This window comes from Planctomycetaceae bacterium, from assembly GCA_041398825.1.
Lineage (GTDB): Bacteria > Planctomycetota > Planctomycetia > Planctomycetales > Planctomycetaceae > F1-80-MAGs062.
Window position 1 is genome coordinate 159051 of the sequence record JAWKTX010000002.1, and the last position, 19096, is coordinate 178146.

Below are 19096 nucleotides of genomic sequence, written 5' to 3' on the forward strand. Positions count from 1 at the left end.
CCATCCTGAAAGTTAGTGCGCCGGATGCAGGGATGCGTTGGGCGCTATTGATTTTTCGCCTCATGCCTTACCGCTTTGCGACTGGTAGTGGTTGACTCGATTGTTCTCAATCTGAGAGCAGAGAAAGCAGCGCCCTGCCTGCGTGATCGCTACAAACCGCGCACTCAAAGGGTGATTGCTGCGCCAGAGTGAATTCCCTTACAGGCACAGTCCACGTTGCCGTGTGTGACGTAGTTTTTTCGCATCACTTCAGGAGATCTTTGCGGAGTACTCGACATGCAGAATCGCGAGACGAGGCCGACAGTCTGGCAATGCCCGGACTGGCCGCTGCGCGCGACGGTGTCTTTGGTTTTCGCTGCAACAGTGGCGTTTGCTTTCCGGGATTTCCTGGCCGAATGTGTTTCCAGGTGGGCGACCGAACCCCAGTACTCTCACGGTTACCTTATCCCTTTTATGTCAGTGGGTCTTGGCTGGTTTCGCCGGGATCGAGTGCTGGCGGGACTGGCGCGAAGTTCGTTCTGGGGATTGTTTCTGCTGATTCCCGGCGCTGGAATGCATCTGCTTGCCAACTACATGTACTTCGCTCCACTGGACGGGCTGGCACTTCTTTTTGTGCTGGTGGGCGGCGTTCTTCTGATATGGGGACGGCGGCTGTTTGTGGGAATCTGGCCTGCGGTTTTGTTCCCTGGCTTTATGATGCCGCTGCCTTATGAACTCGAACACGCGATGTCTGCCCCACTCCAAATGCTGGGTGCCAGCGAAGCTGCGTTTTACATTCAGACTTGCGGCATTCCTGCCATTGCTCAGGGAAATACCATTCTGATGGGTGATACGCAGCTGGGTGTCGAAGAAGCCTGCAGCGGATTACGCATGCTGATGGTATTCACGGCAATCTCCGTTTCAGTTGTCATTCTCAGCAAGCGACCGCGATGGGAACGAATGGTCATCCTGTTCAGTGCAGTGCCGATTGCTCTGATCTGCAACATCGCTCGGATTGTCGCAACAGCCATCGCCCATCATTACCTCGGACAGCAGACGGCAGATCTCGTCTTTCATGATCTGAGTGGCTGGTTGATGATTCCCATGGGGCTGGGATTGCTGTTGGCAGCCATGAAAACCTTCGACTGGTTGTTTGTTGAAGTCAGGAACCAGTCACCGGCGCTGGGCATCACGGGAGTCTCAGCATGAACGCAGCGACGCTTTCTGCGCAGTCAACTTCGCCAATTGCTTCACCGTCGTCGATCCCTGCAACCGGGGGCAGCGCTGATGGATTCGCTGCAGGGATACCATCAGCCATTGAGACAGCTCCTGTCAGAGAATTCCTGCTGCTGGGGTCTGGAATCGTTATCGTCCTTGCCTGCGCGATTGCAGATTATGTTCTCAAAGCGCAAACCAGCGATCCATTCTATCTGCAGCAGGCTGCCGAACGCATTCAGAACCTTCCGGCAACGATTGGTGACTGGACTTCGACTGACGGCGAAATCAGTGATCGTGAAAAGAGGCTCGCCGATATCGAAGGTTCTCTGCGGCGCGAATATCGACACCGATCGACAGGCTACAGCGTCATGCTTACGATCATCAGCGGTAAAGCCGGTCCGATGACGGTCCATCCGCCAACAGCCTGCTTTCAGGGAATTGGATATTCCATCCGGAGTGTTCCGACAGTTGCCGTGGTTCGGGATGCGACCGGCACCTCATCAGAACTCAATCGCGCTTCCTTCTCCCGCGAAGAAAACGATCTTTCAGAAGTCGTGCGTGTCTTCTGGGGATGGAGCTCCGATGGTAACTGGCAATCGCCTGCGAACCCTCGTTTTGCTTTCCGTGGTCAGACTGGGCTTTACAAGCTTTATGTGGTGGACCGATCGAGTGGCGGATCAAACGACCTGCAACAAGCCGAAGCCTTTCTGCACGATGCCCTGCCGGTTATCCGTGAAACGCTGGGAGCTGATTAAATCATGGCAGATACGTGTACCTACACGGTCCGAAGGACTTTAAATCCCCGAGCAGCCATTATTCTGGTCTGCCTGATGTTCGGGGCCACGATTGCGGTGCGAAAAATCCATGGTCGTCAGTTCGGAAAGACGGTCACGTTCTTACGCGAATCCGCCATGAAAGCTGTTGACGCCCGGGATTACCCGCGCGCGGCGAATCTTCTGAATCAGTATTTGTCAATGCGTCATTCGGACATCGAAGCCCGTGAAACATTGTCGACGATTCTGCAGGACGAAATCGGAACTCTGGCGGCGCTTCAAGGTGCGTTCCGAATCAATGAAGACCTGCTTCGCGACAATGTGCCACAGTCTGACCTTCGCATGCGGCAGGCCCGTCTGGCGATGAAACTGCGAAAATTATCGGACGCGGATGCTCACCTGCATGTCCTGCAGTCGGCTGAGCCAAACTCAGCGGAAGTCTGGACCATGTCCGGTGAAGTGGCCATCGCGCTGCGGCAGTACGATAGGGCGGACCGGTTCCTGCAGACGGCAATCGGCTGTGACAAACCGTTGCCGCGTTCGTTTTCGCTGCTGAACGAAGTCTCGCGCATTCGCAATGCCGACTTCGAAGACGTCCGGGAAGCACGCGAACGTCTGAATTTGATGATTAAGCGTTGCCAGTCCCCTGAAGCGTTTGCTCTGCGCGCGGCATGGTTGCTTGAACACGGCGAGGTGGACGCGGCCGCCGCTGATCTCTGGTCCGGACTTCGCATAGACGCAGCTCATCTTCAATTGAATCAGCTGCTTGTTCATGTCTGCCAGCTGGCCGAGGATCGTCGGGGCGAACACGACAGCGAACTCATCGCCGCCGCCGCCCGACACTTTGAAAGTTGCCTGAAATTAAATCCGGGCCAGCCGCGGTTTGTCATGAATCTCGCCACGGTGCAGTGGATGGATGGTGATCGCAGCAGGACCATTGGCACACTGGAAGACGGCATCCGCAATATGCCGCGCGTTTTTGCGCTCCATCGTCTTCTGGTTGAATACCTGCTAAATGACGGGCAGATTGCGAAAGCCAGAAACGTCATGCGTCAGTTGCCCGTTGGAGCACTTCCTCGTTCCGACATCGCCTATTTGCAGGGGCGGGTTCTTATGTCGGAAGGCCAGTGGAAGGAAGCAGAGTCGCTGCTGGACCAGGCAGTTTCATTCGCTGATAAGTCGTCTTCGACACTCACACGGGCAAGACTGGCTCTCGCCATCGCAAAACGTAACAGCGGACGTGAACTGTCGACGATGGATGTTTACCGAACGGTGCTGACAGACCGACCGGACTCAATTGATGGACGCCTTGGCAAAGCTGCCGCACTGGTCAGTTCAAATCAGACGGAACTGGCGATTGCAGAGTACAAACAGCTGCTTCATGTGCCGGGCGTGGCGCCTTACCTTGCCAGCATGATGATTGAATACAACCTGCAGCGTCCCGCTGGTCTGCGTCAATGGGACGATGTTCAGGCACTGATCAGCGATCAGGCTGCCGTTATCACCGATCCTCTGCAGCGAGCGCTGCTTCAGGCTGATTTTCAAATGGCCACCGGCAATATTACGGCGGCTCTGCGATTACTGGATCAGATGTCCGTTCAGTTTCAGAACAGTCCGGAAATGTCGGCTGCATTGGCACGCATTGATGGCGCTTTGAATTCGACACTGCAGGACCGATTGCGTTCGATTCTCAAAGATTCACCCGCCAATCCCGAAGCGCACGCTGCTTTGATCCGACTCCAGCTGGCTCAGGGCGAAACAGATGCCGTCGAACAATGGATGAAGGATCTTGTGGCGGGCAGGATGGCTCGCGGTATACAGGGAGATCAGGCAAAGTTGATTCTGGTTCGCGCTCTTCAGCTGGCCACACTGTGGGAGACGCGTCGTTCGATGAATCATCCGCATCATCTGGTCCGGAATGCAGAGATCAAAGGATGGCTTAACGAGCGAGCGATTCAGTTGAGTCAGGAATTGACAGAACGCATGCGAGACAACGAACCTCTTCTGGTTCGACAGCTGGCATCAGCCGGACGCGTCAACGAAGCGGTCGACATTATTCGGCGATCCGCTCAGCAATCCCCCGTCCGGTGCGCCCTGAACTGCCTGGAATATGTACGCTTTCAAAGCGATCGCGAACAGGCCGTTGTATTCGCAGGTGATCAGATGATGAACCTGATTACACGGGAACCAGGCAATATGACTCTTCGTACACTGTACGCCGAGATCCTGTTGTATGACGATCAGACTGAAGCCGCGCTTCAGGTACTTCAGCCGGTGGTGGCTCACGACGAAACACAGGTCTTCGCGATGGCTCGCCTTGCGTGGATCTATGCAGGGCAAATGGAACAGACGGTCGCTGCGGTATCGGGGACGGATGGAGTGACGGGGACGGATGGAAAGACGGCAGCTGCCCTGGTTCAGAGAGCCCTCCGTTTCGATCCGCAAAACACCACCCTTCAGACATCTGAAATGCGAGTGCTGCTGGCAAGCGGGGATGATCAGCAGGTTGTCAACATTGGCGAACGGCTCACGCGCAGCGATTCCATTCCCAGCGCGGCATTCGTCTACTATGCGATTGCACTTCGCAGGCTGAACCGCATCGAAGAAGCTCGCATTACTGCTCTGATGGCCCGCGAACAAGCCGACAGCGACCCGCTTCTGCCAGCAGACAAACGTCTTCTGGAATCCGTTCTGCAGTCGCTGGACGCCCGTTCCACGGCCATCGTGAACTGAATTGCCTCGGCGGGCTTGCGAGCCTCAGGTTGTTTCCAGCGTGAGTCGTGGCTGTTTTCTCATCCGTTGCCTACTATGCCTGAGCAACCAGCATGAAACCTGTGTTTCCAGGTGCTGGGTTTCCATCTGTTCGGATTCGCTTCAGGAGAGGCATTTGTGGTTGATATCACCGTAATTCTGACTGTCAAATCGAGCGATGATGTCGAAAAGGTTCGACAGTTACTGGTTCAGCAGGCGATTCTTTCCCGCCAGGAACCCGGCTGTGAACGCTTTGAAGTTTACGAAAGCAGTTCCACTGAACGGACATTTATTCTGATCGAGCGATGGGTGAATCAGGACGCTCTGGATGTTCATCGTACGGCCCATGCATTCACAACAGTGTATGCCCCGCAGGTGCTGCCGTTGGTCGACCGGGTTCCCTATGTTTGTTCGCGCGTTGAGTAGTCCCGGAATCGCCCGACGACTTTCTGACCGAGGTTCACAGAATGTCACGCCCTTTGGGTCTCAGGTTCAGTCTGAACTGAACTGAAAGCCTGTTGAAAAACGGGACTGGCTCGAGCAGGAGACCTTAAAATATGATGGTTTCCAGTCGCCCTGAGTGCTTGCCCCGGTTCTTCAACGGACAGCTAAGACGAACCACTTTCTTTTTCTTTGACCACGGCAGAATTTGTCAGCTTACGAACTCGAGGACGCCGTTTCGCCTGCGCTTTTTGGGGAACCATGTCCCGCATGGCATCCAGTTTTCCAAAGCACAATAAACGGTCATGCGCTTCGAAGGTGCGGCTGATTTTGGGATTCGGGATGACGCTGGTTCCGCGATAAAGTGTCAGGACATTGATATCCAGCTCTCTGAGTCCCGATTCAGCGATGGTCCGCCCGATGTATTCAGAGCCTTCGGGTATATGGAGTTCGGCAACTCCATAACCCCGACTGACGGTCAGCCGCTGACGCACATCCAGCTCGGGAAAGTCGACCTGCGCGGCGATATACTCGATGATTGCCCCCGCGATATCCAGCCTGGTAGCTTGTTCAATTCCTTCAAGGCCAGGCGAAGAGTTCACCTCCATCACCTGTGGCCCATCCTTGCCTTCCAGCATGTCCACTCCGCCAATTCGCAGCCCCATAATCTGTGCTGCGCGGACCGCAGTTTCCTGATATTCTTCGGGCAACTGAACTGCTTCGACTGAACCACCACGATGCACGTTGCTTCGGAATTCGTCGCCCCTGGCAACGCGTCGCATCGCCGCTACGACGCGGTCTCCGACAACGATAGCGCGGATGTCGCGCCCTTTGCTTTCGGCGACAAATCTCTGTATCAAAACGTTTTGTCGGGTACTCTGGAGCGTTTCAACGATGGCTTCTGCCACTTTGGTTGTTTCTGCCAGAATAACGCCGATCCCCTGAGTTCCTTCCAGCAGTTTGATAACAACAGGAGCCCCGCCCACGCGTTCAATCGCGGGCAGGACATCTGCGCGATTACGTGCAAAAGTTGTATCCGGAATTCCGATATGGTGGCGTGCCAGAATCTGAAAACTTCGAAGCTTATCTCTTGAATTACTGATGCCCGCCGATGAATTACCGCAGAAAACGTCCATCTGCTCGAACTGCCTGACAACGGCCGTGCCAAAGTAGGTGATGGATGCGCCGATGCGGGGCAAAGCTGCGTCGAACCGGCCGAGCGGTTTGCCTTTGAAGGTCAGTGATGGCTCTCCGGCTTTCAGATCGATGGAGAATCGCAGGGTGTCGAATACGCGAACGGAATGACCACGCACAACCGCTGCCTCACGCAGGCGGCGAGTGCTGTAGCATCTGTGACTCCGCGACAAAATGGCGAGTTTCATGAAACGATTTCTAAAGACAAGTCAGTATCTGATCAGGCAGAATCAAGCAAGGACGAGTAAACTGTGTATCGCTGTCAGCGTACTGGCGATTGAGAGCCGGATCTTTCGAAACTTCGAACAGGGGCATCAGGTGTAGGTGGACGTGAGAAAAGGAATCGACCGAATGGCTGCCTGTATTGGGAAGAATCTGCCTGCATTCATCATCAGAACCGAACAAACTCATGCTGACATGTTCACGGATGAACTCAAACCGGAGATCCCCAACTTCGTACGCTTTTCACCTCATTCTCGTTCCTGCGCGTCGTACCATTCTTCTGGCGGGCCGAGTTTCACGATCCTTCATAAGCCCCGGACAATGGCTATAATCGATTCGGTGGATCCACAGTCGACCAACAAAAGACATTTGTGCCGGAATGGCTGATGAACAGCAGGACGACATGTCAGATTGCGAGACGCGAGTGAGGCTCAGGGAGTTACCAGACAATGACCGACAGGAAGCGGCGCCGGCGAATCATCGGTTGGCGTGAATGGGTCGCACTGCCCGATCTTGGGATTCGTCAGATCAAGGCAAAGGTTGATACTGGAGCAAGATCGTCGGCCATTCATGCCTCGGAACTGGAACGCTTTGAAGTTGATGGGAAGCCATGGATTCGATTTCAGGTCTTTCCGCAGCAAACCCACGACGACGCTGGTACAACTGCCTCGGCCCCGATTCTTGACGAACGTTTAGTACGCAGTTCAAGTGGGCGAGCTTCATTGCGCATTGTGATCGCGACGACTGTGGTCATTAACAGGCGGTCACACAGAATCGAAGTCACTCTGGCTAACCGACGTTTAATGGGGTTCCGAATGCTTCTTGGGAGAGAGGCTATTCGAGGGCGTTACCTTGTGGATTCCAGTCAGTCCTTTCTGACTCACCTGAACCTGACAGATTCAGGCACCGAATCCGAACCGGGAGGATCTGCTAAGAATCTTCCCGATCAACAGTCGCACTGACGGCGTTCTGATTGGTCTGAAAGACATCCTTCACGCGGCGCGGGAAGATGATGAATCTTTGCCAGCCACCGGTTGATCGTCAGGGCTCAGGGGAAGCGTAGCTTCTGCGCACGACTCCCTCCGTGCAGATTCCATTCGATCCGCTTCGTCGGCTGCTTTCCGAAGCGATTCCTGTCGTTGCTTTTTCCGGCGGCTGAACTGGTTCGCAAAATCGATCAGTCCCGGTGCAAATCGTTTGAGTTGGAACAGAGCATGAGCCACAGGAGTAATCAGTACCTGCCGTTTGTTGCGCTCGATCGCTCGGATGGTCACTGATGCGACGCGATCCGGCGTCGTACTCATCCATGCCGGAGGTGTCGGGACGGGCCGATCCGGCTTCGGGCTGGCTGCAGATGAATAAAGCGGTGTGAGAACAGGACCTGGACAAATGGCTGTCACTCCGAGACCGTGTCGTCCGAATTCTGCTCGCAACGATTCCGTGAAACCAATCAATCCGTATTTGCTGGTGTGATAACCAGCAAATCGGCCGCCAGCGACAAGTCCGGAAATGCTGCACATATTGACGAGGTGTGTGTCCGGCCGGGAAAGGAGCATTGGCAAAAGTCGATTTGTGATTCGAAGTGGGGACAGCAGGTTAATATTCATTAGCCAGTCCCATTGCTGCTGCGTCATCAGATCCGTCGGCCCGTAATAGGCGACGCCTGCATTGTTTATCAGTAGATCCAGCTTTGAGTTGTGGGTACAGAATCGATCCAGCATCGAATCGACAGAGTCGGCCTCAGACAAATCACACGGATAGATGCGGACATTCGTTCCGGCTTTTCGTAATTCTTTTTGAACCGATTGCAAACCGTCTTCGTTGACGTCAATCAGCGACAGCTGACAGCCTCGGGCAGAAAGTTGCACGGCAAGTTGTCGCCCGATCCCGGAAGCGGCTCCGGTAAGAAAAACGTGTTTTCCATCAAAATTTCGCATATCCAGTCCTTTGGCGCTCGGGCAGGCGGCCCTCGTGGCAACTTTGCGTAGAGCAGTTTTCAGCCAGCTTTTAACAGATTTCTTCAGAAAAGTGCATACGTTTTTTACGGACCAGCGCGGCCCAAACAGGTTGCTGCTGCGTTGTTCTTCGTCGCACGATGCTCTGGGCTCTTTTCAGCCAGCATTTTCTGCACGAGTGAAAAACGAAATCTGTAACTTTTCCAGCCAGGAACCGCTCTTAATCGACGAACAGCCTCCCCATCGTCAGTTCCGTTTTCAGGCTTTTCGAGTTTGCGGTACTGAGACGACTTCAGACAACGATCCCATGCATTCAAACATCAATCGACATTGTGCAACGAATCGACAATCAGCTTTGTCACGGTACGCCTTCTTCCGTCGATGGCAGATGGTCACCATCTGCCTGCTGGTAATCGGTTCAGCAGGTTTCGCAACTGCGTGGTCCGGCCGGTCGGCACAGGCTCAATCCGGACCTGTTGTCGAACTGAGCAGCACGCGTGAAAGCCTGAGCCTTAAAGAGGAAAGTAACAGCTTACTTGAGGTGGACGCTGACAGCGACAACGCCACACCCTTCGAATTGGCGATGATTCAGTTCAACCTGTTCGACGAAATCAGACAAATCGACAACGAGTCCCTCGCACCGTTTCTTTACGGCACCTCAGCGTTCCCTGAAATGGAGTTCAAACTGCTTGTCCATTCTGTTGTCAACGATCCGTTCGATGACCGAGAGAATCGCATGCTCCACGTCGCAGTGCGATCCGGCAATGAACTTTATGCGTGGCTGCTGATGCAATGCGGTGCCGACCCGTTTCTTTTGAACGATGCCAGAGAGACGGCGTTCGAGGCAGGCTTCAGTGTACCAACCCCGTTTGCTCAGGAAGCTCGCGACCAGGTCTTTGCTGCCCTTCGGGATCGCAACGCGGATGATGCCGTTCGTACAGCGATGCGACCCGATGATCGTCGACCTCGTCTGGACGAATTTCAGCGGACTGCCGAAGCCGAACAGAGCTCGACAACGGATACCTGAACTATTGTCTCCGCGCGATCAGGTCCGGGGGTGATTGAGAACCCCGGTTTCCGATCTGAGTTTAGAGTTTGTGTGAATGAGCTCGAACTCTTCCCTTCACCTTTGCACGCGCAACGCCGATGATTCTCCCCAAGTTGTGGTGATTTCACAGATACGCCACAGCACAAGAATCTCGAAGTTTTTCGGGCTTCGTCACACAGGTTGGGTTTCGACAGACAGGTCGGGTTTCGTTAAACAGATGATAGGGAGTCGTCGGTGTGCAACCTCCGGGACAGTCACGAACAGGACGGCGAGGCAGGCCGTGACGCTCGGCAGTCTGAAGACGAACGTGCAGAGTTGTCGGTTCACGTTCTTAGATGGCCATCATTTTGCGTTGTGGCGTTAATCCGGGCCTACCAGAGACTGTTAAGTCCATTGCTGGGTAAAAGGTGTCGTTTTCAACCGACGTGCAGCCAATATGGCATTCTTGCCGTTGAAAAATATGGCTGCATCCCGGGCCTCTGGAAGACGATCTGCCGCATCAGCCGCTGTCATCCCTGGAATCAGGGAGGCTACGACCCTCCGTGAAGTCTCCTTGCTAACGATGCAGATACCCGATGGATTTCATTCAACGGGAACGATTTGCATTCAGGCAGCCGCTACGGCGACGCGGGCCACTATTTGCCTTTGCGCATCTGCTTGCTGGCCTGGGTCAGAAAATTGCGTTCCTTCGCCGTTAAACTGGCCTCACCCTGTTCACTGATTTTCTTCAGCAGTTCATCGACCTTGTCTGCGACGTCCACTTCCGGTTGGGTCCCCGGGCTGAAGACACGAAGATTTGTTTTCGGCTTTCGACGCTGCTGCAACCGTCCGGCAAATCGATCCCACCAGCTGCTCAGGTGCATGTGCCAGCGGAAGTAAAGATAGCCAAACAGCAGGCCACCCACATGAGCCGAGTGGGCGATTGTGGATCCGCCTGAGCCACCGGTGAGCTGATCAATCATTGGATAGACATCGAATGCCACAAATGCGGCCAGCAGCCAGCGAGCTTCTACGGGGACGATTCCCATCAATAACAGGGTCTGCCTGGGGTTATACATCACAAAGAGCATGAAAACGGCGAGCACAGCGCCGGACGCACCGACAACGTGAACGTTGGTGTTCATGAAAGAGTAGAAGGCGATGGAGCACAGCCCCGCAAAGATCGCAGACGTCAGGTAAAACCAAAGGAACTCGCGATCTCCCAAACGATCCACGACCCACTGACCAAGGGAATACAGGGCCAGCATGTTCAAAGCAATGTGTGTGATCTTTCCTTCGTCGTGACAGAAAGCGTACGTGAGCACACGCCAGATTTGCCCCTGCTGAAATATTGAAGACGGAGAGGCTTCGAGAAAACTCTGAATCAGAGAAGTCCCGCCCGGTCGCCCGGTCATCAGCTGAAGGAAGTAAACCGCGACGGTGACAATGATGACTTTTGTCAACATTGACATCTGCGATCGGCGACGAGGCTGGTGTTCCCAACCGTCGTATCCTTCATCATCTCGAACGTAATCGCGGTTTTCCAATCCCATTCGAATTATCCAGCTTCCGGCTCTTTATGTGTGCAGGGCATGTTTCATGTTCAGGTTGTCGACAGAGATCCTGGTCCATCGTCGTAGCAAATGTCGCCGGTATGCCATTGCTATTGAATTGCGGACCGGTTTGTTTTCAACAGACGTTCAATGAATCGATTGCCAGAGGTTTGTCCACAGTCGAGTTCACACGGTGAAAAACGACGATGTGATTTGATTCCGATCCGCGACGCGCCCGCGGAATTTGCATAATCGCCGGAATCAATAGTAAAATTGCGGGGTATCCCGACTTACGCATTCACGGGATCGCCGTGTGCTGAGTCCACAAATTCCGACTGGACAAATGAAGAGTTCTGGCCTGTTGAGCGAACCCTGTGTGCAGAATCGGCGTCCGCCCGACGGGGCCTGCAGCAACCGGATCAATCCGATTGGTCCTCGGCAGGGCCAGCAGAGAAATCGCACACGAACACGGCGTAGTCCATGAATCCACTTCTGACAGTATAGACATGCAGAGATGGTTGCGTGGCCGGGCGTTCCGAGTCGTCTGACAGAGCGTGCTCGATCAGCTTCCTGTATCCATCCGCAGCACGGATACAGGCCCCGAGATCCAGGCGATGCGCGACGTGCCCGACGATGTTCCACCAGGGGGCAGGAATGTCCTCCCAGACGACCAGTCTTCCGCTCGGTTTGATGACTCGAATGGCTTCCTTTAGTACCGCAACAGCATCGTCATCTGTCAGATGATGAATCACGCCGGAAATGAATGCGGCGTCAAAGTCATCACCTTTGAATGTCAGCTGACGGGCGTCGCCCGTTTCGAACCGATGCTCCGGAAACTTACTCCGCGCAGCGTTTGTGTAGACAGGGGAAATGTCGATTCCAACGTACTGATTCGCTGGAAAGTGCGCCGCGTACAAACCCGTTCCGCAACCAATATCCAGCACTTTCCAGGCGACATCGCGACCTGTTGAACTCAAATGCGATTTAATAATTTGTCGATGCTGAACAAACCCTCCTTCCAGCACCCACCTGAGTGAATCGAATAGTGCAGGACGGCCAGCTAGCCAGCTGACAATGGACTTGATTGCATTCATGACAACAGCACTGCAAAGAAAGCGAATGCTCCGGTAAAAAATGCCAGCGCCAGTCCCAGTAAAGGCAACACTCGCGGTTCACGACGAAGGCCATAAAACAGACAGACAAACAGCGCTATCAGTGTCAGAGCTGTGCTGAGTCCCATGGCGACGACAATAGCCCAGGCCAACGGGTCGGAAGAGGATATTGTTTCGGCCCGACCGGTCTTCACGGTAAACTGCACGAGTGCAATCCACACCCCGTGCCCTGCCAGTTGTAAAAGGCTCAGCACAAATCCTACCAGTCCCGGGCGATTCTCTTTCTGCAGCTTCTGAAGCAGCTCTCGAATACTGGCCGGATCTTTAGATGCCTCCATTTCTGACCGTGTGTCTGTCGAGGGTTTTCCTGTCGACAATGCGCCAATTGACGCAAACCCTTTCAAAGGCCTGGCAGTTTTCTTCGAACGTGTTTTCTTTCTTCGACTCACCTTCAGGCTACTCCGATCCGCCAACTTCTTTCATCTCCAGCTGCTTCATCTTGCGATACAGATTTGATCGATGAAGCCCAAGCAGTCTTGCTGCGTCTGTCATATTATCTTTTACCTGGTGAATACTTCGGCGAATGAAGTCTCGTTGAAATTCACGTGTTGCCGCTTCCAGTCCCAGATCCAGAGACAACTGCGAAGCGTTGTTAGTTTCGGGACTCAAGATGAATGCCACGTCGTCGGCTTCAACTCGATCCCCCTGTGTCAGAAAGGCCAATCGCTCCATCAGATTCCGAAGCTCTCTGATGTTCCCGGGCCAGGCGTGGGACTGGAGTCGGCGGCGAGCCTCGGAGGAAAGTATTAAGTGAGGTCTTCTTGCCTGAGAAGAGAATCGTTTCATGAAGAATTCCGCCAGTGGAAGAATGTCCTCCGGACGCTCTCGCAGTGGTGGCAGGTCCAGCGTTACGACGCTCAGTCGGTAATACAGGTCTTCGCGGAATTTACGAGCCCTGACCGCTTCACTTAAATTTGCATTTGTGGCGGCAACGATACGGACATTCACGGGGATCTGTTGCGAACCGCCGACCCGGGTGATGACTTTCTGCTCCAGAACCCGCAATAATTTTGCCTGCCCATTCAGGCTCATGTCTCCGATCTCGTCCAGGAACAGAGTCCCGCCGTCAGCCACTTCAAACTTACCGGGACGCATTTCGCGTGCGTCGGTGAACGCACCTCGCTCGTGCCCGAATAATTCGCTTTCCAGAAGTGAATCTGTCAATGCAGCGCAATTTACGGGAACGAAGGGGCATGCCGCACGCGATCCTCCGTAATGCAATGACTGAGCAACAACTTCCTTTCCTGTTCCACTCTCACCAAGTACCAGAACCGGCAAATCGGTCGATGCAAGGCGATGAACCGTGTCCCGCAATGCGACAATCGCAGCACTTTCCCCGACGATGGAGACACCGCTTGTGACTTGTTCCGCCAACTGGCTGTGACTGCGGTGGAGCAGGTTTCGTTCCTGCAGATTTCTCAACGCAACAGCGGCCTGCGTCCCGAGTTCCTGCAGGCATTCCACATCGTCGTCATTGAACGGCCCATCTCCGTTGCGATTGATACCCTCGAAGGCACCCATGACTGTGCCGTCGGCATCGCGCAGGGGAACACAAATCAGATTGTTGGTCTTGTACTTATTGGCAACGTCCACTTCCTTGTTAAATCGGGGGTCGTTGTAAGCGTCGTCCACTCGAATCGCTTTGCCGGTCCGAAGCGTTTCACCGACGATACCTTCCTTTGCCGGCAGCCGAAGTGACGCCCCTTTCACACCGAGTGCAGGGCGAGCTTCAACTTCATTGCGTTCCCGGTCCCAAAGGAAAATGCTGCTGCGATCACAATCCAGAAGCCGCGTTGCTTCGTTGGCGATTTGTTCGAGTAACGGGGCCGTGTCTTCAGCTGATGACAATCGTGACGCAATGCTCAACGTCGATCGAAGTCGATCAACCTGTTGTCGGTTCTTCAGTTGTCGATCCGCCAGACGCAGCGAAATCGAAAGGGATCGACCGATAATCAAACCTGAATCCAGCAGGTCACCATCGGTGTGCCGCGTCGCGACGACCAGCATGTCCGCAACGGGACCACCTGTCTGCAATGGAAAGGCTCCCAGTGTCCAGTTCTGAGCTGTCGACTGCAGTCCGGCCTTATCGCGATCATAGGCCTGATCCCAGAATTCCGTCTGGCTAATCGTCAGTGTGTGCTGGCCATGTTCGGCGACGGTTTTCCACGCGGGGCCCGGTACCCGCCTCACCAAAGCGATCCATTGCACCGAAAGTTCCGTCGCAATTTCGGCCAGTGCAGGACGCAGGAAGGAATCGAGCGTCTTGACTTCCAGAGCGTCTGCCAGCAGTTTTCCATTTAGCTGCACCAGCGTTGCGTGGGCATTTCCGGGGGCAAACAACGAAACCTGATTCCAGGACTTCCATTCAACGGCAGCCAATCGTTCGCACTCCTGTCTTTCACCACTCAAAGCGACCCGCAGAATCGTCGACGTTTGTCGGTGAATCCTTCTTGTCGCACGGATTGACTCCGCTCACACTCCTGCGCCATCCAGATGATGACGCCGGGAAGGTTAACCGTCGCGAACCGGATGTCAATGGCACTGTCGGTCTGATAATGGAATGACCAGCAGGGCGGTGTTCGAGTTCCCGCAGGAACTGCAAGTACCAGAAAATCTGCGCAAACCTCTCATTTTGCCTTGTTGAGCGGCACTGTCGATGCGCGAGTGGCTGTTGGTGAAGGCTGTTGACGGAAGAAGAAAATACCTACACTTCCGGACCACTCGATTCTGGACAGGTTACATCAATGGATTCAGGTTTGATTCTTCGACGCGCCGCAGAGAATGATGCGGAAACGATAGCCCGGTTCAATTGCCAGCTTTGCGAGGAAACGGAGCATCGTTCGCTGGACCCTGCGACAGTTCTTCGAGGTGTTGTCCGCGGTCTGCAAAAAAACGAGGATGTTCAGTACTGGGTTGCCGAAAGTTCAGCCCCTGCGGGACAGGAAGTCGTCGGCCAGCTGATGATTACGCGTGAGTGGAGTGACTGGCGAGATGGCTGGATGATGTGGCTGCAGAGCGTTTATGTCGCAGCGCCTTTCCGTGGACAGGGAATCTTCAGGCAACTGTTGTCGCACGCGATTGGTGAAATGCAACGAAGCCCCGACATTGTGGGGCTCCGCCTGTACGTCGAAGCTGAAAACAGTCGAGCGATGGAAGTCTATCAGAGACTGAAGTTTCAGGATGCTGGCTACCGAGTGATGGAACGTCTGTTTGATGGACGAAAGTAACACTGCGACTGCTGAATAACCCACGCGCCAGCAAATTTACAGGTATTGCAATGGGGTGCGATCAGAGTCGAGTAAGCCCGGCTTCTGCGGGTGCAGCAATCCAGCGAATCTGATGAATCGGGCGACCCGTAGCGATTGCTTTACCGGGCCCGTTGACTGGAATGCCTCTTCCGGCCGTGCGCTGAACCGGCAGCACGTCTCGCAGCCGACTGACAAACATTTCTGGACGTTGATTCCTGGCAGAACTTTCCGGCGACAGCAAGTCGGTGGGATCCTCCGTCGAGCCTGATTCAGGCGTCGCGTCTTCTGCAGCCTTCGGTGCCTCTTCAGTTTCCGGGGTCCCGGAAAGTGGATCCGAAATGGGAGGCTTGTTGGTAGCGCGAGGCGTGAGGGATGGGAAATCGTCGTTTCCTGATCCACCAGAGTCACCGCCAGATGGTGCCCACCGCTCGTTTTCGCGACCGGTTCCGACACCTCCCGTGGGCTCATCAAGAGGCCCCCGATTGTTGTCAAACAAATCGGGTTCTCCGCCTGAGCGGGCTGGATCCGCAGGCAGGAAACCGTCACTGGGATCATCATAGGTCCGGCGCGGCGTATCTTCGAGACCGTCGCGAGGGTCGGTTCCCAGATTGTCTCGACGACGCTCAAGGTCTTCAGCAGGTCGTTCTGGTTCGGATTTTTCGCGAAAGTTGGGATCAGCGCTGGGTTTCAACGTTCCGGATTCGACGACGCCACAACCTGTGGAACAACCCGTTCCGCACCCGACACCACCACAATTACCGACACCGCAGCTTCCACCGCAATTGCTGCATGGAGAGCAACCGCAATCAAATGAACCATAGCCCGCGGAATATGGGCTGCCGCCCCAGCCTGAGTAGCCATACATCGGTACAGGTGCCATGGGCATTGGAGCATAGCCAACGCCCCAGAAGCCCGGTGAGAATGGCGAATAGCAGGACCCGAATTGTGCTGAGGCTGTCTCGCAGGTGAATAATCCTGCCAGTGCAATCAAACCCAATTTGCTGAAAACTCGCATGCGAGCGGACTTTCCCATACAGAAGCAGTAATCGATCATCGTTAGCCGTTTTACCCGTCCTAACAAGCGTTTGTCAAATGCCTGCAGACCAGATTGGGAGGTTGATGCTCGATTTTTGCCGCGGAATCGATCCACGCATTCGTTGACCGGTGATGGTCGTATTGACCTGATTTCCGTGATGCCAGTACTGTTCAGCTGTTATTTAGCCCCGGTATTTCCATGGGACGACGTAATGGATTACTCGTCACGCATCACTCTTGTCTCTCTGTCAGCTGCCGCGTGGATTTTCTGCGCGATGCACAGCGCTAATGCGTGGCAATTTCAGGAGGCATTATCGCCTGATGTCGACTCCAGCCCGGCACTGCTGGTGCTGACGGACGGGCGTCTGATCGAAGGGCAAATCTCGTTGCGCGATGACGGCTACGAAGTTATTCAGCCGTCCGGACGCATTCATTTTCCATCGAGCAGCGTTCGATTTCCGGCCAACGACAAGAACGATGCATATCAAAAGATGAAGTTGTCTCTGCCCGAACTGACGCCCAACCATCACATGGAACTCGCGAAATGGTGCGAACGTAACGAAATGCTGGCGGAGGCGCAACGGGAGCTGATGGATCTTCTTCATCTGGATCCCAATCGCCAGGAAGCGAAAGAAATGCTTCTCGACATCATCCACAGGACCAATCCGAACTTGTTGACGCCCGATGCCGTCCCATCGCAGCAATCCGCCCATGCTTCTACTGAAACTGCTGACACGTCTGCGGATCGCGATCCGAACGAACCCCGATCCCTCCTGGGGCTTCGTCGATCAACAGCTCAGGAATTTACCAGTCGAGTCCAGTTGCTTGTCGTCAATAAATGCTTTGGCGGTTCCTGTCACTCCACAAATCATGCCACCATGCCACTGGTTTCGATACGCCAGAGAACGACACCCACTATTACAGAGAGGAATCTGGCGGCGGTGCTGAGGCACGTGAACCGTCAAAATCCCGATGACAGTGCCCTCCTGACTTTCGCCAGTTCCACCCACGGTGGTGCTCGTACAGCCCCACTTTCCGGTCGCACGGGTGCCGTGCAGTTTCAGTTGATCCGAGACTGGGTTCACAATGCTGCTGCGGATCTGGATTCCCTGGAAAATGCTCCCTCGTATCTTACAGCGGGTTCTGCGGAACAGGATGCACGAGCTTCGCTGAATTCTCCTTTCACCCGGGAGGCATCCGGGAACGATAGACAACCCGAACCAACTGTCCGTCAAGCTGGTTTCGAACCATCGGCCGGTGTTGGGTACGGTCGCCGATTATCCAGTCAGGAACTGGACCAGCGAATTCTCAACGAGCTTCGATTGATGGACCGAAGTGATCCATTCGACCCAGCCATCTTCAATCGAAAATACCACGCTGGCGCCGGAAACAGTCTTCCCGGCGACACGGGTACAGGAAACAACACGGGTACAGGAAACAACACGGTCACAGGAAATAACACGGTCACCGGAAACAATTAAAAGAACGATTCGAGTGCCGCCTGCGGGTACGGCAGGCACCGAAGCATTCTGCATGCGAAAGGAATCGCAATGTCTGTTCGAAAACTACTGACGAACCTGATGGCAGGCACGATGCTGTGTTCGGGAATGGGCTGCACTTCATTGAAATGGCTCTCGCGAAACGACTACGCGGCCATGGAAGACCCATTTCTGCAGCTGCCAGCTGTTCCCTCCGCCAGGCAGACAGCCAGCCTGTCCGGTGTGAATTCCGGGCTCGCGAACGCGTCGGGCGATTTCAGCGCGCAGTCGATGGGGACTGCGGAATACGGAGACTCAAACACCGACAACCCATTTGCAGACCCGTCACAATCGCCGCTGGAACAATCGTCCTCGCAGCCTTTCGCGCAAGCGAGCGGGGATGCCGAAGACCGACCTTTCAACCCATTCGCAACCGATGAACCGTTTATTCCCCGGGAGACGCGACCGGTTGCTTCCAGTCCGGGTATTTCCGGCAGTATGTCTTCGACTGATGCGTTTGCCTCGTCTGCCGGCAATCCCGAGGCTTTTCAGTTTCAGCAGCCCTCCCCGCTGCAACAGCCATCTGCGGATGCTGACCGAGTGAGTTCGCCAGTTCAGAAGAGTCATGATCTGCTGGCTCAGGGGTTGTCTGCTCACCAGCCCGGTACGGCGCGGCTGACGGATGATGATGTCGCAGCTTTCAATGAATTCATGCAGGAATCCGCGACGCGCCCTGCGTCTCGGCTGAATCATGAACACAACCGAACACTCAGGCCGGTCGATGCACAGCAAGCATTGGTTCAGTCAGGTCACTTCGAAAGTGCAGCCGGAGTGTATGATGACTTGGTATCCGATCAGCCGGCCGGCAATTCATCGCCTGTGAACCGATCAGCATCCCTGTCCCGTAATGATTCCGCGGCATCAAACTCAACTCTCGATCAGTCGTTCCGAGGTGATAGCGGTTGGAAACCTACGCAGTTTGTTCATCCTTGACCGGTCTGACCACGTGAGGGCTCCAGCTCTCCGCCGTCGCGCGCGGGCCGGATGCCG

General features: G+C 54.7%; 18 protein-coding genes. 11 read left to right on the forward strand and 7 right to left on the reverse strand.

Annotated features, from left to right (window positions below; genetic code table 11):
• The first annotated feature begins 276 nt into the window (after positions 1-276).
• The 4 genes from R3C20_04505 (at position 277) to R3C20_04520 (ending at position 5147) form a co-directional block, all read left to right on the forward strand.
• Complete coding sequence (locus R3C20_04505; protein MEZ6039743.1) at positions 277-1188, forward strand: exosortase/archaeosortase family protein; 912 nt, start codon at positions 277-279, stop codon at positions 1186-1188.
• Complete coding sequence (locus R3C20_04510) at positions 1185-1952, forward strand: exosortase-associated EpsI family protein (protein ID MEZ6039744.1); 768 nt, start codon at positions 1185-1187, stop codon at positions 1950-1952. Before R3C20_04505 ends, R3C20_04510 begins: the two co-directional genes overlap by 4 nt.
• Before the next feature lie 3 nt (positions 1953-1955).
• Positions 1956-4703: a hypothetical protein gene (locus R3C20_04515; GenBank protein MEZ6039745.1), complete on the forward strand. Its 2748-nt coding sequence runs from the start codon at positions 1956-1958 to the stop codon at positions 4701-4703.
• Positions 4704-4859: 156 nt separating this feature from the next.
• Positions 4860-5147, forward strand: a complete 288-nt coding sequence (locus R3C20_04520) for a putative quinol monooxygenase (GenBank protein MEZ6039746.1) — start codon at positions 4860-4862, stop codon at positions 5145-5147.
• 182 nt (positions 5148-5329) lie between these two features.
• Here R3C20_04520 and R3C20_04525 read toward each other — a convergent pair whose 3' ends face one another.
• Positions 5330-6544 (reverse strand): RimK family alpha-L-glutamate ligase, encoded by a 1215-nt coding sequence (locus R3C20_04525; protein ID MEZ6039747.1) that lies wholly within the window; start codon positions 6542-6544, stop codon positions 5330-5332.
• Here R3C20_04525 and R3C20_04530 point away from each other — a divergent pair.
• Both R3C20_04530 and R3C20_04535 read left to right on the forward strand, forming a co-directional pair.
• Complete coding sequence (locus R3C20_04530) at positions 6543-6680, forward strand: hypothetical protein (protein ID MEZ6039748.1); 138 nt, start codon at positions 6543-6545, stop codon at positions 6678-6680. The genes R3C20_04525 and R3C20_04530 overlap by 2 nt on opposite strands.
• A 347-nt stretch (positions 6681-7027) precedes the next feature.
• Entirely contained in the window at positions 7028-7540 is a 513-nt protein-coding gene (locus tag R3C20_04535) for a RimK/LysX family protein (protein MEZ6039749.1), read from the forward strand.
• Between the two features lie 30 nt (positions 7541-7570).
• Here the strand turns inward: R3C20_04535 and R3C20_04540 are convergent, their stop codons facing one another.
• Positions 7571-8515: an SDR family oxidoreductase gene (locus R3C20_04540; protein MEZ6039750.1), complete on the reverse strand. Its 945-nt coding sequence runs from the start codon at positions 8513-8515 to the stop codon at positions 7571-7573.
• A 196-nt stretch (positions 8516-8711) separates the two neighbouring features.
• On the opposite strand from R3C20_04540, the gene R3C20_04545 reads away from it, so the two are divergent.
• Both R3C20_04545 and yidD read left to right on the forward strand, forming a co-directional pair.
• The gene (locus tag R3C20_04545) at positions 8712-9560 is read left to right on the forward strand and encodes a hypothetical protein (protein MEZ6039751.1); all 849 of its coding nucleotides are present in this window, start codon (positions 8712-8714) and stop codon (positions 9558-9560) included.
• A 375-nt stretch (positions 9561-9935) separates the two neighbouring features.
• The gene (gene yidD, locus R3C20_04550; GenBank protein ID MEZ6039752.1) at positions 9936-10127 is read left to right on the forward strand and encodes a membrane protein insertion efficiency factor YidD; all 192 of its coding nucleotides are present in this window, start codon (positions 9936-9938) and stop codon (positions 10125-10127) included.
• 89 nt (positions 10128-10216) lie between these two features.
• On the opposite strand, the gene R3C20_04555 is transcribed toward yidD, so the two are convergent.
• The 4 genes from R3C20_04555 to R3C20_04570 form a co-directional block, all read right to left on the reverse strand.
• Entirely contained in the window at positions 10217-11113 is an 897-nt protein-coding gene (locus R3C20_04555) for a rhomboid family intramembrane serine protease (GenBank protein MEZ6039753.1), read from the reverse strand.
• Positions 11114-11532: 419 nt separating this feature from the next.
• Positions 11533-12207, reverse strand: coding sequence for a class I SAM-dependent methyltransferase (locus R3C20_04560; GenBank protein MEZ6039754.1), 675 nt, complete (start codon positions 12205-12207; stop codon positions 11533-11535).
• Positions 12204-12563, reverse strand: coding sequence for a hypothetical protein (locus R3C20_04565; GenBank protein ID MEZ6039755.1), 360 nt, complete (start codon positions 12561-12563; stop codon positions 12204-12206). The genes R3C20_04560 and R3C20_04565 overlap by 4 nt, the downstream gene beginning before the upstream one ends.
• Before the next feature lie 118 nt (positions 12564-12681).
• Positions 12682-14664 carry a sigma-54-dependent Fis family transcriptional regulator gene (locus tag R3C20_04570; protein ID MEZ6039756.1) on the reverse strand — a complete coding sequence of 661 codons (1983 nt, stop codon included), beginning with the start codon at positions 14662-14664 and terminating at the stop codon, positions 12682-12684.
• Between the two features lie 305 nt (positions 14665-14969).
• On the opposite strand from R3C20_04570, the gene R3C20_04575 reads away from it, so the two are divergent.
• Positions 14970-15512 (forward strand): N-acetyltransferase, encoded by a 543-nt coding sequence (locus R3C20_04575; GenBank protein ID MEZ6039757.1) that lies wholly within the window; start codon positions 14970-14972, stop codon positions 15510-15512.
• A 61-nt stretch (positions 15513-15573) separates the two neighbouring features.
• Here R3C20_04575 and R3C20_04580 read toward each other — a convergent pair whose 3' ends face one another.
• A complete protein-coding gene (locus R3C20_04580) occupies positions 15574-16548 on the reverse strand; it encodes a hypothetical protein (GenBank protein MEZ6039758.1) in 975 nt (324 codons plus the stop codon).
• 178 nt (positions 16549-16726) lie between these two features.
• Between R3C20_04580 and R3C20_04585 the strand changes: the two genes are divergently transcribed.
• Together R3C20_04585 and R3C20_04590 are read left to right on the forward strand one after the other, a co-directional pair.
• The gene (locus R3C20_04585) at positions 16727-18049 is read left to right on the forward strand and encodes a hypothetical protein (protein MEZ6039759.1); all 1323 of its coding nucleotides are present in this window, start codon (positions 16727-16729) and stop codon (positions 18047-18049) included.
• Positions 18050-18118: 69 nt separating this feature from the next.
• Positions 18119-19039 carry a hypothetical protein gene (locus tag R3C20_04590; GenBank protein MEZ6039760.1) on the forward strand — a complete coding sequence of 307 codons (921 nt, stop codon included), beginning with the start codon at positions 18119-18121 and terminating at the stop codon, positions 19037-19039.
• Positions 19040-19096 lie beyond the last annotated feature (57 nt).